This window comes from Chamaesiphon sp. VAR_48_metabat_403 (genome assembly GCF_031422475.1).
Taxonomy (GTDB): domain Bacteria; phylum Cyanobacteriota; class Cyanobacteriia; order Cyanobacteriales; family Chamaesiphonaceae; genus Chamaesiphon.
Genome location: NZ_JANPLS010000071.1, coordinates 1 through 15623 on the forward strand (window position 1 = coordinate 1; position 15623 = coordinate 15623).

10 protein-coding genes, 1 tRNA gene and 1 pseudogene are annotated in these 15623 nt (G+C 46.6%); 3 read left to right on the plus strand and 9 right to left on the minus strand.

Annotated elements, in window-relative coordinates; all coding sequences use genetic code 11:
- On the minus strand, positions 1 to 684 hold a 684-nt coding region (locus RMO79_RS03500), incomplete at its 3' end, for a sucrose-phosphate phosphatase (protein ID WP_310481670.1).
- 369 nt (positions 685 to 1053) lie between these two features.
- Between RMO79_RS03500 and RMO79_RS03505 the strand changes: the two genes are divergently transcribed.
- Positions 1054 to 1650: a peroxiredoxin gene (locus RMO79_RS03505; RefSeq protein ID WP_310481671.1), complete on the plus strand. Its 597-nt coding sequence runs from the start codon at positions 1054 to 1056 to the stop codon at positions 1648 to 1650.
- Positions 1651 to 1802: 152 nt separating this feature from the next.
- On the opposite strand, the gene RMO79_RS03510 is transcribed toward RMO79_RS03505, so the two are convergent.
- From RMO79_RS03510 to RMO79_RS03525, 4 genes and pseudogenes are all read right to left on the minus strand, one after another.
- The gene (locus RMO79_RS03510) at positions 1803 to 4154 is read right to left on the minus strand and encodes an AAA family ATPase (RefSeq protein WP_310481672.1); all 2352 of its coding nucleotides are present in this window, start codon (positions 4152 to 4154) and stop codon (positions 1803 to 1805) included.
- Between the two features lie 237 nt (positions 4155 to 4391).
- Positions 4392 to 5783: pseudogene (locus RMO79_RS03515) on the minus strand (UDP-glucose dehydrogenase family protein).
- A gap of 120 nt (positions 5784 to 5903) precedes the next feature.
- Positions 5904 to 6839 (minus strand): SDR family oxidoreductase, encoded by a 936-nt coding sequence (locus RMO79_RS03520; protein WP_310481673.1) that lies wholly within the window; start codon positions 6837 to 6839, stop codon positions 5904 to 5906.
- A 298-nt stretch (positions 6840 to 7137) separates the two neighbouring features.
- Positions 7138 to 8754 (minus strand): WD40 repeat domain-containing protein, encoded by a 1617-nt coding sequence (locus RMO79_RS03525; protein ID WP_310481674.1) that lies wholly within the window; start codon positions 8752 to 8754, stop codon positions 7138 to 7140.
- Between the two features lie 398 nt (positions 8755 to 9152).
- Here RMO79_RS03525 and purF point away from each other — a divergent pair, with 398 nt between their 5' ends.
- Entirely contained in the window at positions 9153 to 10661 is a 1509-nt protein-coding gene (gene purF / locus RMO79_RS03530) for an amidophosphoribosyltransferase (protein WP_396136510.1), read from the plus strand.
- A gap of 228 nt (positions 10662 to 10889) precedes the next feature.
- Here purF and RMO79_RS03535 read toward each other — a convergent pair whose 3' ends face one another.
- The 4 genes from RMO79_RS03535 to RMO79_RS03550 all read right to left on the minus strand — a co-directional run bounded on the left by RMO79_RS03535 (position 10890) and on the right by RMO79_RS03550 (position 14758).
- Positions 10890 to 11525 carry a peroxiredoxin gene (locus RMO79_RS03535; RefSeq protein ID WP_310481675.1) on the minus strand — a complete coding sequence of 212 codons (636 nt, stop codon included), beginning with the start codon at positions 11523 to 11525 and terminating at the stop codon, positions 10890 to 10892.
- A gap of 178 nt (positions 11526 to 11703) precedes the next feature.
- Positions 11704 to 13038: a UDP-N-acetylglucosamine 1-carboxyvinyltransferase gene (gene murA, locus RMO79_RS03540; protein ID WP_310481676.1), complete on the minus strand. Its 1335-nt coding sequence runs from the start codon at positions 13036 to 13038 to the stop codon at positions 11704 to 11706.
- A gap of 394 nt (positions 13039 to 13432) precedes the next feature.
- Positions 13433 to 14341 carry a beta-carotene hydroxylase gene (gene crtR, locus RMO79_RS03545; RefSeq protein ID WP_310481677.1) on the minus strand — a complete coding sequence of 303 codons (909 nt, stop codon included), beginning with the start codon at positions 14339 to 14341 and terminating at the stop codon, positions 13433 to 13435.
- Positions 14342 to 14686: 345 nt separating this feature from the next.
- A tRNA-Lys gene (locus RMO79_RS03550) sits at positions 14687 to 14758 on the minus strand.
- A gap of 387 nt (positions 14759 to 15145) precedes the next feature.
- Between RMO79_RS03550 and RMO79_RS03555 the strand changes: the two genes are divergently transcribed.
- Positions 15146 to 15623 (plus strand): class I tRNA ligase family protein (locus tag RMO79_RS03555; protein WP_310481678.1); only part of this gene is annotated, 478 nt, incomplete at its 3' end.

Here is a 15623-nt window from a genome sequence, read left to right on the forward strand (position 1 = left end):
AACTGGATGGAGTTCGTACCACAACCTTAGCTCGGATTGGGCATTGCCGACAATGATACCGCGCTCGGTACCGTATTTGAACAGCGAAATATCGTTGCCCGAATCGCCACATACTACCGTCTGCATCGGATCGATCTGCCAACGATCGCGTAAAAATTGCACTGCTTTGCCTTTATCGCCACCGCGCGGGAGAATATCTAAATCCTTGCTCCCACTATAGATAATTTCGGCATTGATGCCATGCTCCACTAACAATTCCTGTAAGTGCGGTACGACAGCAGCAACGACATTGGGCGAAAGATAATAGCTAAGTTTAAAAGGTCGTTGTTCGGCTGGCGGTTGGGGTTCTAAGTCGGCAAACCGACTGGCGATCGCCACAATTTCTGCGCGGTGCCAGTTGAGGCTGAGTTCATCTGCCCACTCGGCATCTGGTTCTGTAGATCCACCAAGATAAATTTCGGTACCCACCGCCGCAATCAGCGCATCAGGGGGCAGTAGCGGCTGGCTGGCGGCTAGTTCTAAATAAGACGATCGCGATCGACCAGTTGCATAAACTAGCTTGGTACCATTGGTTTGCCGCTGGCGATCGAGGATCTGATTTAGCAGATCTAGCGAGTCATCATTGCCAACTAGAGTATGGTCGAGGTCGGTGATAAATAATGATAGCCGTGTTAAAAGACCCATACTAACTGACAATTCTGGAGGTGGGGGCATGTTCGATCGAGTGCTCGGTCGAGCATCGTTCGCCGCTAATGAGGGCGCGCGATTTACTCGCGATTACCTACGGTAGGCTTCTCTTCTCTTCTCTTCGAGAGGCTTCGCCAACGAGAGGCTTCTGCTAAGGCAGAGGCTTCGCCAACGCCAACGAGACGCTGTGCCTACGGCAGGCTTCGCCAACGCGAACGCCAACGAACAACATTTTCCAGGCTAACATTAAATTATCCGATTTTGGATTTTGCGGTTAGCATTTCCGCCCAAGACTACTAAATTAAATATTGTAAATATTTTTCGATTTTTATCTCTACCGTCTAAATTAGGTAGAAAATTAATTGTATGAGCAACTATCCCGAATGCCTGAGAGTAGGTCAAGTCGCACCGAATTTTACGGCAACTGCTGTCGTTAACGGTCAGTTTCAGCAAGTCAAATTATCGAGTTATCGCAAATACGTCGTTTTATTTTTCTATCCGCTCGATTTTACCTTTGTTTGTCCGACCGAAATTATTGCTTTTAGCGATCGCTATGCTGAATTTCAAGCTCTCAATACCGAGATTTTAGCAATATCGGTCGATAGTGAGTTTTCGCATTTAGCTTGGATTCAAACCGAACGTAAAATGGGCGGTTTAGGCGATATTAATTATCCATTAGTATCTGACCTCAAACGAGAAATTAGTATTGCTTACAATGTCTTAGATCCAGATTTAGGGGCAGCATTACGGGGTTTATTTATTATCGATCGATCTGGAATTTTACAGTACGCGACGATTAATAATCTCTCCTTCGGTCGGAGCGTCGATGAAACCCTGCGCGTGCTCAAGGCAATCCAGCACGTTCAAGCCAATCCTAATGAAGTTTGTCCCGCAGATTGGCAACCGGGAGATCGGACGATCGTTCCCAATCCGCTTGAAGCTCAAGCCTATTTTAGAGCTTAAATCAGATGTAATTTTGTGGCGATCGGCTCGTATTCAAAACGATTGGGTTACTGCTTCCCACTCGATCGATCTACCAGATCGAGGGGAAGATTTACTGCGATCGTTGATGTTTTCTCCGCGCTACTGCTAACCTCGATCGATATCCGCTTGAGTTAAACTTCTACCCCTTGTTTTTCTGGACTCAGAATTTTAGATTTATCGGTTTTGCCAGTGATATCGGTGCCAGCTTGATAGTACTGATAGTACTTATTATAACCAGAATGATGGTTTTCAACTCGGTTGATTGCCAAACCTAACACGGGAGTTCTCAGCGAGGAAATAATATCGATTCCGCGATCGATAATCTGTTTTTGAGCGACGTTGAGACTGACGATATAGACGATACCATCGACTAAAGTAGATAACAATCGGGTATCGCTGACACCGACGATCGGGGGCGTATCGAAGATAATATAATCGTATTCTTTACGCCATTCTTCCATCAATCGTAACAACCGGGGTGAATTAAATAAGACGATCGAGCTAACTGTTTGCTGCCCAGAAAATATCACATTTAGTTTAGATTCTGGACTGACTCTGACTAAATCTCGCCATTCCCGATTGCCGAGAATTGCATCGCTCAATCCCTCTTCACTATCGCAATCTTCGCGGTTGAATAGTGGTGATGTCGCGCATAACTGGGCGATCGTCGATTTGTGCATGTCGGCATCCACTAATAATACCCGATAACCGAGTTCTGCTAAAGTATTGCCCGTATGGAAGACGATTGTCGATTTCCCTTCTTTAGGTAGGGAAGAAGTCATCGCAATGGCTTTACCAGCTTGTTTGTCTTCGCGATCGGATGTCAACCCAATCCCCAATGCTAAAGTCCGAATTGATTCGACAAAGCTCCAATAAGAATAATCTTTGGTCTTACCTTTGGTCGTTTGTAAAAAGGTACCGCCGCGCATCGATGCTGATTGCTCCAGATCTTCGACTCTGGGAATCAGAGAGAGGATCGGCATTCCCGTCATCGCCTTGACGCTATCGGGGTTGTCAACTCGATCGTCGAGTTTATTCAAACCGACAGATACCAATACACCTGCTAAAATACTCCCGATTGCCCCTAAGCCCATTTGACGGGGTACGTCGGGTGAAACTGGAAATTGGGGAAATTCTGGCGGATCTAACAATCGCCACGGTACGACTTGTTCGGCGTTAACGATTTTTAATTCCTGAACTTTCTGTAAGAAGGCTGTCAGCTCTTGAGAGGCAATTTGGTATTCCCGTTGCAGTTCTGTATATTGTTTTTGCAGTCCAGGCAATTGGGCGATTTGGGTCTGAACTTGTTGATAAACTGCTTCTAAACTCTGAGCTTGAGCTGTTTGGGCAACTAAGCTGGTTTCCAGTTCGGCTTGTCTGTTGGCTAAGGTTTGCGCCAGACTGTTGCTAAAGTTAGCAATCCCCCCTTGGGTGAGTTCGCCATCGGTAATCTGGCGTTTGAGGACTTGTTGCGCGCGTTCTCGGAGCAATACCAACACACCATCGCGTTTGGACTTGAGTGCCACAATTAGCGGGTTCTCAGGGCTAAACCGGACGCTTTCTTGGTTGTATGCTAATTCTAGCTGTTTGAGCTGCGTGAATAGTCCTTGATACCCAGCATCTTGAGTTAACATCGTCGTGCTCAAGTTACCTTCAGATGTCAACCCAACTCCAGCGAGTTGTTTCTTGAGTTCTTCGTACTGCTTCTGAGTTTGGTAGTAAGTAGAACGCGATTCATTAATCTTGGCAACGATGCTTTGACGGTAGCCATCGAGCGCACTTGCCGATGTCGCCGGATCGACGAATCGGTATTTAATCCGAAATTGCTCGATCTGCGATGCCGAAGATTCGAGCCGTTTGCGGGAAGCAGGTAATTGGGATTCGATAAAGCCGATCGAATTATTAGTCCGCGCTTTTTTGGCACGAATACTATAGTCGATGTAAACTTTACTCAATTCATTGAGTACGGCAACGATTTCGTTAGGTGAGAGCGATGTGTAGCTGACAGTCAACACGTTACTATCTGGCTTTGACTGAATTGCCAATCCGGCTAATACTTGCGCCACGGATGGGCGCAATTTCGGATCGGGAATGGTCGAAATTGCTTGCTCGATCAGGCTTTTGCTGCGGAGTGATTGGGTAATCGTCTCGATGGCGATCGCTCGATCTTCGGATTGCCCGTTGCTATCGGTACCCCCGGCTAATTTTTCGGCAAAACTGTTACCACCTTTAAGGTCGATCGCAATTTGAACTGCCGATCTGTAGATCCGTACTTGCTTCCAAGTGGCGTAACCAATTACACCCATCATCAGTGCGGTGGTGAGTACCGAAGCATACCAATATTTACGCAAGCCACTCAAGATCGTCCCCAAACCGATCCCTTCTTCTTGCCGAGGTTCGTTAAAGCCATTGGGGCGCGGTTTCGCTGTCACTGGAGACGGCAACAGTTTGGGAGGATTATACTCAGGAAAGCTCTCTTTCATGTTGGAATAATATTTGATATGGGTGGGCAACTAACCGCCAAATGGCTGAAGTAATCGAAATCGAACGATCGTAATATAGATAAGATTGTATTAATTCGATCGTGCAAATTTTATAGATTTAAGCTACTGAGTAATTAATAAAATTATGCGGTCTCAACAAATATTCAAGTAGCCTTAGGTAAATATTTTAATTAGCCCGGTGGATCGAGATCGGCGTACCGGGCAATTTTAACTTAATTAACAACCGATGCCAATATGTTGGAAACCCGCATCGGTCAGACGTGCTGGGGATAGAAAATTTCGGCAATCGATCGCGATCGGCGATCGCATCAGCTTAGCTAAATGATGATAATCTAGATCTTGAAATTCAGCCCATTCTGTCATTAAGACGATTGCATCGCTATCGGTGGCTAACAGATGGGGGCTATCCACTAAGGTCACATTAGTTAAGAGCGAATGTGCCGACGAATGTGGGGAGACAATGGGGTCGTATGCCTTGACCTTCGCGCCCAATTCGATCAGTGTTTGTATTATATCAAGGGCGGGAGCATCTCGCAAATCATCAGTATCTGGCTTAAAAGTCAAGCCCAGTAAACCGATAGTTTTACCTTTGAGAATTTTGAGAGATTTTTGCAACTTTTGAATCACGAGCGTCCGCTGTTGTTGATTGACATCGACAGTTGCTTTGAGCAAGCGCGCATCGTATCCATAATCTGCGCCAGTATGAATCAGTGCGGCTAAATCTTTAGGAAAACAAGATCCGCCCCAACCGATGCCAGCGTTGAGAAACTTATTCCCAATCCGCGAATCTAAGCCGATGCCTTTAGATACCTGCGTGACATCAGCCCCAACTCGTTCGCAAATATTGGCAATCTCGTTAATAAAACTAATTTTGGTGGCTAAGAAAGCATTCGCGGCATATTTAATCATTTCTGCCGAACCTAAATCGGTCGTAAGGACAGCGACGGCTGCTAGAGTCGGATCTTCACTAAATTTACGATCGATAATCGGTGCGTATAACTTGAGCATCAGATCGAGTGCTTGTTGGCTGTGACTGCCTAACACGATCCGATCGGGATTGAGCGTATCATAAATTGCCGAACCCTCACGTAAAAATTCGGGGTTGCTGACAACATCAAACTGAGGCAGGAATGAAGATGCTGGTTGAGAGCTAGTATCCCCACCAACGGCTAGAGGTTGCTTGCGGGCGGCAACACCATCGAGTACCAACATTTACACCCAATCGCCCGATCCGATCGGTACGGAAGACTTATTAACAATAACTTTATAGTCGCTCTTGAGGTGTTGCCCGATGCCTTTGGCAACAGCTTCGACATATTGAGTATCGCTAGAACCATTAGCTAACGGGGGCGTACCGACAGCAATAAACAAGATTTCGCCATGCTCGACACCAAAGGCGAGATCGGTTGTAAACTGCAATCGTCCTGTCGCCATTGCCGCTGTCATAATTTCCGACAATCCTGGCTCGTAGATTGGCGACTGCCCAGATTTCATTAACTCCACTTTTGCAGGGTTATTATCCACACAGATCACATCATGGCCGATATGTGCCAGACACGCGCCAGTCACTAGCCCAACATAACCCGTTCCGATCGTACAAACACGCATTTTAAAATCGTCTCCAAATCTGATTTATCTAAATAACTTCCGTGTGGCGATGGGCAAATAGTTTGCGCTGGCTCTAGTTTCCGCATCCTACACTCATCTATAAATTGCCATAAATCGCACCTAAGCTGGAACGCCCAACCGTTGCCTGAATTCAGCAATTGTCTCTGTCAATCCAGTTTCTAGCGAAACAGTCGGCTGCCAATTTAACAAAGTTTTCGCCTTGGTAATATCTGGCTTGCGCTGTTTGGGATCGTCTTGAGGCAGCGGTTTAAAAATAATTTCGCGATCGGGCGCAATTTTATCGCGGACTTTTTCGGCAAGTTGTAAAATAGTATATTCTTCAGGATTTCCGATATTGATCGGCCCAGTGTGGTCGCCATCCATTAATTTCATCAAGCCATCGACCTGATCTGTCACATAACAAAAACTGCGCGTTTGACTGCCATCGCCATAGACGGTTAAAGATTTTTCTTGTAAAGATTGGGCGATAAAATTACTCACGACACGACCATCATTTTCTAACATCCGAGGGCCATAAGTATTAAAGATTCTCGCTACCCGAATTTCGACACCATGTTGGCGGTGATAGTCGAAACTAAGCGTTTCCGAGATGCGTTTGCCTTCGTCGTAGCAAGATCTGATCCCGATCGGATTGACGTTGCCATGATAAGATTCCGGCTGGGGATGAATATCCGGATCGCCATAAACTTCGGAAGTCGAAGCCATTAAAAACCGCGCTTTTACGCGTTTAGCAAGTCCGAGCATATTCGATGTACCCAAAAAACTCACCTTAATAGTTTTAATGGGATTTGCCTGATAGTGGACTGGCGATGCCGGACAGGCTAAATGATAAATTCGATCTACTTCTAGCCGAATGGGTTCTGTAATATCGTGACGGATAAATTCAAAATTGGCATGTCCCAACCATTTACTAATATTGCTCTTAGTGCCCGTATAAAAATTATCTAAGCAAATTACTTCATGCTGCTCTTTCATCAATCGCTCGATCAGATGAGAACCAATAAACCCGGCACCACCTGTGACTAGAATTCGCATAATTTAATATCTTGGAATTTAATTTAGTGTAAAAGTTCTAATGGTAGTGTCTTCAGTATTATTCCCTAAGATCGTCAGATCGGCAACATCCGCGATCGCTTTTTGAGAAAGATTTTTCACGTAAATTTACGCGACTGGGATGACGGCTCGCGATAAGTCGGCATCGATCGCGCTCTGCGGGTGCCAAAATCAACAGTCGCATTCAGCTAAATTTGTTGTGTGGCCTGGATTTTGTGAATAAATAGCGGTCTGCTAGTCAGTGTCTGTCCGTACCGCAAATCTAGTTAAGTATCATTACTTACATCCGTTCCCATAGCTGAATGGTACCATCGGCACCCCCGATCGCGATTAATTGGCTCTGGGGCGCGATTGCCACCGACATCACCGAGCGACCCGGATCGCCTTTAAGAATGCTTCTAGCTTTATCACGGAATTGCAGATCTTCGCCACGATACCAGACTTTGGCTTTACCATCGACACTGCCAGTAATTAAATATTGACCGTCGGGGCTGAACACACAAGCATTGATTTGTCCGGCATGGGCTTTAATCGTCTGGGCGAGCGCGATCTGTTGGGGTAGACCGTTAGTAATGTTTTGGAGCTGCCACAGGATGATATAGCCATTAACCGTGCCTGCGGCGATCGTTTTGGCATCGGGACTAATTACCAGGGAACCGATACAATTTTTATTTTCATCAGAGCGCACGATCGGTTCCCCCGATGCCAGCGACCAAATTTTAACAGCACCATCATCGCCAGTACTTACCAAAAATTTACCATCAGCACTGAGGGCGATCGCGGCAATGGGTTCGGGATCGGTGAGAGTTTTAATGACTTTACCATCGGGTAAACTCCACAACACGATCGTCCGATCGAAGCTACCGCTGACGAGGGTTTTACTATCGGGGCTAATTGCTAAAGATCTCACCGAAGCTTGATGGTGAGTCAGATACTGGAGTAGCGTACCTGTTTCCAAATTCCATAATTCGATCCGTTCGTCCCAACTACCGCTGGCTAGCAGCTTACCATCGGGACTGACTGCTAGTGCAAACACCCCTTTGCGGCGATCGTCGGCAAGCGTATGAATTGCCACGCCTGTATCTAGCTGCCACAGTTTAATCGTTTTATCAAAACTACCACTAATTAGCTTGGCACTATCGGGTGTAAAACTCAGACACCGCACCCAATCGGCATGAGCGGCGATCGTCCGATCCAGATTCCAAGTCGGCTTCGTCCACAAGTCGCCGCTGAGTTCTCCCGATATGATATTTTCTGGCAGCAGCTCGCTCGACATCAAATCTTCAGAAATCATGTCTAATAACGGGCGGATATCTACTTCCGGCTCATCATCGATCGAAATGGGAGTATCTGTGGTGCGGGCTAAATCGCTTGGCTCTAGTCCTAATTGCTGGGAGACTTGAGTGAGATGGCGTTCTAGATATTCAACCCGCTCGGTGAGGGCATTGCCTTCGAGCAGATCGACAACATCTTTAAGACTGCCCTCGACACCCGTGACATGCTCTTGCATCAGTTGTTTGTAGCGATCGAATTTTTGCTCCAAGACGGCTACCCCTTGCCGCTCGGCAGCGGCAATCGCGGCTGGCTCGGCGGTTTTGGCAGCCATCGTTTGTTTGACTAAGGCGGTCGCAAAACTGCGGGCTTGGGCGATTTCTTGTTGGAGGACTTCACCTTGTTGTTGCAGTTCGCGATCGAATTTGCGTTCTAAATTTCGCTCGTGCAGGTGGAGCTGTCGGGTAGCTCTCCAGCGATTGATGGCATTGAGAATCAGACTGACTAGGATCGGTACGATGGCATAGATCCAGGTTAAGGATGTGGCAGCGGCAATCGTGCCGACTACAGCTGAGGCGATCGCGAAATATTCACTCAGATCTAACCAATGGAAAGAATTTGACATGACAGTTATCGGTTATAAATTGTGAATAGCAGCGATCGGTTAGCGATCTAGAGGCTTGGCTAACTGCTGAGTTGGCTAGGCGAAAAGTTTGCCCGATCGTATTTTCAGGTTCGATCTGGTAATTTCGTGCTATCTTTAATAGATTCTTAATCAATGCTTAACAACATTCAAAGGAAGCAACTACCTTCAACTCAGTCATCCATATTTTAGTGTGACTAACATCAGAATTACTTAATTCCTGTCTTAGTATTTATTATGTATATTTGGTTACTCGCTAGGTTATGCTGTAACTAGTAATTGGCAAGTTAATTAAAATAGAATTAGCTGCTGCAACTAGCTAAATTTCCGGATCGACCATTCCCCCTCATTAGCCACCCTTTCGCCACCATAGCCACTACATGATTCCCGATAGCGACTTGCGCCTCGATCCTTGTGCCGATCTCGTTCGACTTCCCTCTACTGTGCCCGATCGCGAAGATGCTACCGATAAGCCTGAAGAAGCCTGCGGCGTATTTGGAATCTATGCTCCTGGGCAAGAAGTTGCCAAGCTGACTTACTTTGGATTGTACGCACTTCAACATCGCGGTCAAGAATCGGCGGGCATCGCCACCTTTGATGGGCGACAACTCCACGAGCATCGGGATATGGGGCTGGTATCTCATGTATTTAGTCCAGAGATTTTACAGGGGTTGCCGGGGCAACTAGCGATCGGACATACTCGCTACTCTACCACCGGATCGAGTCGCCGTTGCAACGCGCAACCAGTAATTGTCGAAACCAAGCTAGGACAATTAGCTCTAGCACATAATGGCAACCTTGTCAACACAACTCAGCTACGGGAATATCTAATCGGGCTGGGTAGCGAACCTACTACGACGATCGATTCCGAAATGATTGCTCTCATTATTGCGGCAGGAGTTAATGCTGGCAAGAGCTGGATTGAGGCGACAATTGCTGCTTGCAAACAATGTGTGGGTGCATTCAGTCTGACGATCGCCACTCCTGATGGTATCATTGCCATCCGCGATTCGCACGGCATTCGTCCGTTAGTGTTGGGGGTAATGCCAGACCATATCGGACATTATGTAGTAGCTTCTGAAACCTGTGCGCTAGACATTATTGGAGCCGACTACGATCGCGATGTCAAACCGGGCGAATTGCTATGGATTGACGAAACTGGCGTGACGGAGATCGATTGGGCATCAGCACCAGAGCCGAAACTGTGTATTTTCGAGATGATTTATTTCGCGCGCCCCGACAGTTGGGTAAACGACGAGAGTTTATATAGCTACCGAATGCGACTGGGCAAACAATTGGCAGAAGAATCACCTCACCCAGCAGATATTGTGATTGGTGTGCCAGATTCGGGCATTCCAGCGGCGATCGGTTTTTCGCAAAAATCAGGGATTCCCTACGCTGAAGGCTTGATTAAAAATCGCTATGTCGGACGTACTTTTATTCAACCCACTCAAGAGATGCGAGAATCGGGGATTCGGATGAAATTGAACCCACTCAGAGATGTTTTGAAGGGTAAACGAGTAATTGTGATCGATGATTCGATCGTGCGGGGCACTACCAGTCGTAAATTGGTGAAAGCGTTGCGAGATGCTGGTGCGACTGAGGTACACATGCGAATTTCTTCGCCGCCAGTCACCCATCCCTGTTTTTATGGCATCGATACCGATACTCAAGATCAACTAATTGCGGCAACTAAATCCGTTGCGGAAATTGCCAGTCAAATCGGTGTCGATACGCTAGCATATCTGTCGTGGGAAGGGATGTTAACCTCCACCAATCGCGATCCTAAGAGTTTTTGTTCGGCTTGTTTTACAGGCGATTATCCGGTGGCAATTCCGGATGGAGTGAAGAAATCTAAACTCATGCTGGAAATTGGTGCCAGAGGGTAGAAGGAGTAAGGAGTAAGGCACTATTGTTAATTGAAAGAGCGATCGAATCTAATTCGATCGCTCTTTTTATTGTTGGTAAATATATTTACCAAGCTCAATCACTTAAAAACAGTGTTGAAAGACGGGTTGCAGACTCTAGACGTAGAGGGATTTTCCCAATCCTGTCTTGACCCAAACACATGCGGAGGGAACCTCTGCGTGATTTGGGTCGCAAAATCCAAAATCCTATTACTTGTCTGGCTGAGGAGTCATCCGCAGATAAGGCTTGAGTTCGGTAATCCCTTTGGGAAACTTTATCTTGGCTTCTTCGGTAGAAATCGTCGGCACTACCACGCAGTCGCCACCATCAACCCAGTTAGCAGGAGTCGCTACGCTGTAATTGTCGGTGAGTTGGAGCGAATCGATGACGCGTAAGATCTCATCGAAATTGCGTCCGGTACTGGGGGGATAAGTAATCATCAACCGGAGCTTTTTGTTAGGATCGATAATAAATACCGATCGGACAGTCACCATTGCATTCGCATTGGGGTGAATCATGTCGTACAAGTCGGATACTTTTTTATCGGGATCGGCAATAATCGGATAATTAAGTGCGGAACCTTGGGTTTCGAGAATATCGCCAACCCAACCGTTATGGGATTCAACATCATCCACACTCAGTGCGATCGGTTTTACATTGCGCTTGTCAAATTCTGGTTTTAGTTTGGCAACTTCGCCGAGTTCGGTCGTGCAAACTGGCGTAAAATCCTTGGGATGGGAAAATAAAACTACCCAACTGTTGCCCGCCCAGGCAAAGAAATCGATCTCGCCTTCGGTAGTAGCTTGTGTGAAGTTGGGTACGGTGTCCCCTAATCTTAACTGCATAATCTATCTAAGTAGGTGAAAGAGGATAGGAGCGACTTTCGATCGTGACACAAAGTTATCCCGATCGCCTAACAATATACATGTTTATTTACGATCGAGTCAGTAATTAGGTATTAGGTATTGGGTTTTCGGGAATATACATACCGCCGAAGTTCCTCTAACAGCTAACACCTAACAGCTAAACCAATACGGTAGTCTGAGGATAGCGATAGATAGTTTCACCCTCAGCATTGACTTTTACCCGTTCGATTTTGGCTCCCAGGTTTCGCATTTTGGCTTCGAGGTTGTCGTAACCGCGATCGAGGTGATGTAAATCTTGAATTGTGGTTTTGCCGTGAGCGGCTAAACCCGCTAGTACCAGTGCTGCGGAAGCTCGCAGATCGGTGGCGGTAACTGTCGCTCCCGATAGGAGGGGGACACCTTCGACGATCGCGTGATTGCCTTTGACGCGAATATTAGCTCCCATCCGTTTGAGTTCGGCGACATGTTGAAGTCGATTTTCAAACACGGTTTCGGTAATGACGCTGTTGCCGTCGCTTACGGCTAATAGTGCCATAAATTGGGCTTGCATATCGGTCGGAAATGCTGGGTAAGGGAGCGTTTCGATATCTGTACCTTTGAGGGTTCCGGTGGGAATTACCCGAATGCGATCGGGTGCATCGATCTCGACATTAGCACCGATCTGCTTTAATTTAGCGATCGCGGCTGTCAGATGTCCGGGGATGACGGGAAACATGCTCAATTCCGAATTGGTAATCGCGCCAGCGACTAAAAATGTAGCAGCTTCGACCCGATCGGCGATGATCGTGTAGTCGGCGGAGTGAAGTTCGGTGACACCCGCAATCGTAATCCGATCGGTACCCGCACCAGTAATTTTGGCACCCATCGCAATACAGAAATTTGCCAAATCGACAACTTCCGGTTCCTTGGCAGCGTTCTCTAAGATTGTCTCACCCTCGGCTAGCGTCGCCGCCATCATCAATGTTTCCGTCGCGCCGACACTTGGGTAATCTAGATAGATTTTCGCCCCTTGCAGGCGTTTATTCGACCCAGTGAGATAGGCATTGACGATGCCATGCTCGATTTCGACATGGGCACCCATCGCCTGCAATCCTCGGACGTGTAATTCGATCGGTCTAGCACCGATCGAGCAACCTCCAGGCATTGGTACTTTGGCGACTCCCAACCGGGCTAAAATCGGGCCGATCGCAAAAAACGCTGCCCGCAACTTGGAAACCAATTCAAAGGGCGGTGTATGGCAGTTAAAACCCGTGGTATCGAAGTCGAGGATGTCGCCATTGCGTTGAATCTTCACGCCCAATGCTTCGATAATCTGGCACATTTTATCGACATCTACCAGCCCCGGAATGTTCTGAAGCCTACAGCCGCTCGAACACAGTAGTGCTCCAGCCATGACGACTAGTGCTGAATTCTTCGCACCACTGATTTTTACTTCCCCTGATAACGGGTTCTGACCCCAGATGTGAATGACAGACTGTTCTGTTGTTAACATATTTTGGGTTGTGGTTATGCTACTGATAGGTTTTTCCTCCAAATTGCGAGAGATTGCGGTCGGGGTTACTTATTTTTGCTTAAATTCTACAGGAATTAGGTAATAAATACGATCGATCTTCAGCAATTAAGCAGCAATTTTAGCACGAAGAGTCAAATTTGTTACTCGATTGGCTCGCCGAGCAATTTTATTGAACACGGTTTGCTTTTGGTAGCAATGTGCTGATAGCTATAGCTCGTGCCCTTTTGCAGGTTTGCCAATTCATCCGATCTTTACTGAGTGTATAGTTCTTGACGATCGAGCCGATCGCAATTTAATTCCCATATAAATATTGGGTTGGGTAATTCACCCAACCCAATATGCGTCAATCTCAATGTCATCAACCGATCGAACTCTAATGTTCCTGCTGCGAAGATTTAACTGGTTCGGATTTATGGTGAAATCTAATCCCCAAAAATATGTCGTAAACAAAATGGAGAAAATCTTTACCCTGTAATAATCCTAGCGACTGATGGCACCCTTTTGATTCGAGGAGTGGTTTGGTCGCCTGATAAGCAGCTTGATACTTATACCAGGGGATTGACGGCCATAAGTGATGAATTAAGTGGTAATTTTGCCCGAAAATGAGGATATTGAGGATCGCACCGGGATAAACACGGGCATTTTTCCACCGATCGCGCTCTTTAAAAGGACGATGTGGTAGATAATCGAAAAATAGTCCTAATGCTAGCCCGACTACTAATGCTGGCGAAAACCAATAATTAAAGATGTAGGCAGTAAATCCATATTGACAGGCAAAATAAATTACCAAACCTACTACTAACCTACTGAGAAACCATTCTAGTAGCTCGTTCTTGCGCCACAATTTCCGCTGAAAAAAGTAGATCTCGTGATAAAAAAATCTGGCTGCAATCAACCAGAGTGGTCCACCTGTGGACACATAATGATCGGGATCGTTATCAGGATCGTTAACGTTGGCATGGTGCTGGATGTGAACGCGGGTAAACACGGGAAATGCAAATCCTAGCATTAACGCGCTAACGTGTCCCATAACGGCATTGACGACCCGATCGGGATGCGCCGCATTATGAGAAGCATCGTGAATTACCGTACCTGCCATATGTAGAGCCAAGACATTGAAGCCGAAGCAACACCAACCTGGTAACTGCCATTGCCAATAGCCGATTGTCGAAATCGTCGCTAGAGCAATTGCGCCCAAGAACATGAAAACATTGGGATTCAAGTCATCAGGCGGTCCCAAAAATTCCCTAGGGACTCTGAGGGGCTGCTGCGCCTCGGACATTATATTTTTGCTCCTTATAAAACTGGGATTAAGCTTTGCTTTCGTAGTATACGCTAATCCCAGCAGATGATAAAGATTTGTGAAATTTTTTAAGCTAATGTAAATGCTGCAATCTATGTAAAACAGCCGATCGGAGGGGTGCCGATCGTCGATCGGCTCGATACTACGGATGGAATCATCAGGCATCCGGATCGAAGCAAAGCCGCTCCCCGTGGCAGAATGTTGATTACACTCCCTCGAAAGTAATAATTCTAACTAATCGATCGACGGCAATCGCTGAGGATTTATTATCTGTGAATAATAAGTGCAGATTTTTAGATTTGGAGATCGGGCGCGATCTAAAAATGGGTGACTGGGGACTCGAACCCCAAACCAACGGATTAAGAGTCCGATGCTCTACCATTGAGCTAGTTACCCTTGTCATCGACCCATTCTAACACCAAACCAATTACTAATTATTAATAGAAGCACTGAAGTTAGGCAACCTCATTTATGATGGAGACTAGAGCTAAGTCTAAGCGCACTCGACGATTGCGATTTACTCCTGTTATGAAAACAGAGGCAATCGATACCGAACGCAGTTGCCGAATCCAACCGACTCTACACCAGACGCTCTATGCTCGCAGTTTTCTAATGTCAAACATCATTTTTTCATGTCTTTGGACTAGATCGTTTGCGCTCGCCAATTTCAAGAGCCGTGCCAACAAAGTCTAGTTACATTCAGAATTTTAGATGGCATTGCTTTGTGAATTTAGTCTGCCCGTCCCTTATTTCGCTTGAGTCCGCCACATTTTAGCCGTTTTTATGAATCAATCTACGAGCCACCCACAATCTACTTTTACGGTCACGACACCGCTTTATTATGTTAATGACGTGCCCCATATCGGTCATGCTTATACGACGATGGCGGCTGACTCGATCGCCAGATGGCACAGACTCAAGCATCGCGATGTCTTAATGATTACGGGAACTGACGAACACGGACAGAAAATCGAGCGGACGGCGATCGCAGCGGGGGTAAATCCTCAGGCTCACTGCGATCGCGTCGTGGCTGAGTTTGACTCATTGTGGGGCAAGCTAGACATCAAATACGACAGGTTTATCCGCACCACCGCACCCGCTCACCGGACGATCGTCAATGAGTTTTTTCAACGGGTATGGGACAACGGGGATATTTACAAAGGCACTCAGCAGGGTTGGTACTGTGTTTCCTGTGAGGAGTTTAAAGAAGAACGCGACTTGCTTGCCGACAAGCATTGTCCGTTACATCCGAGCAAGCAGG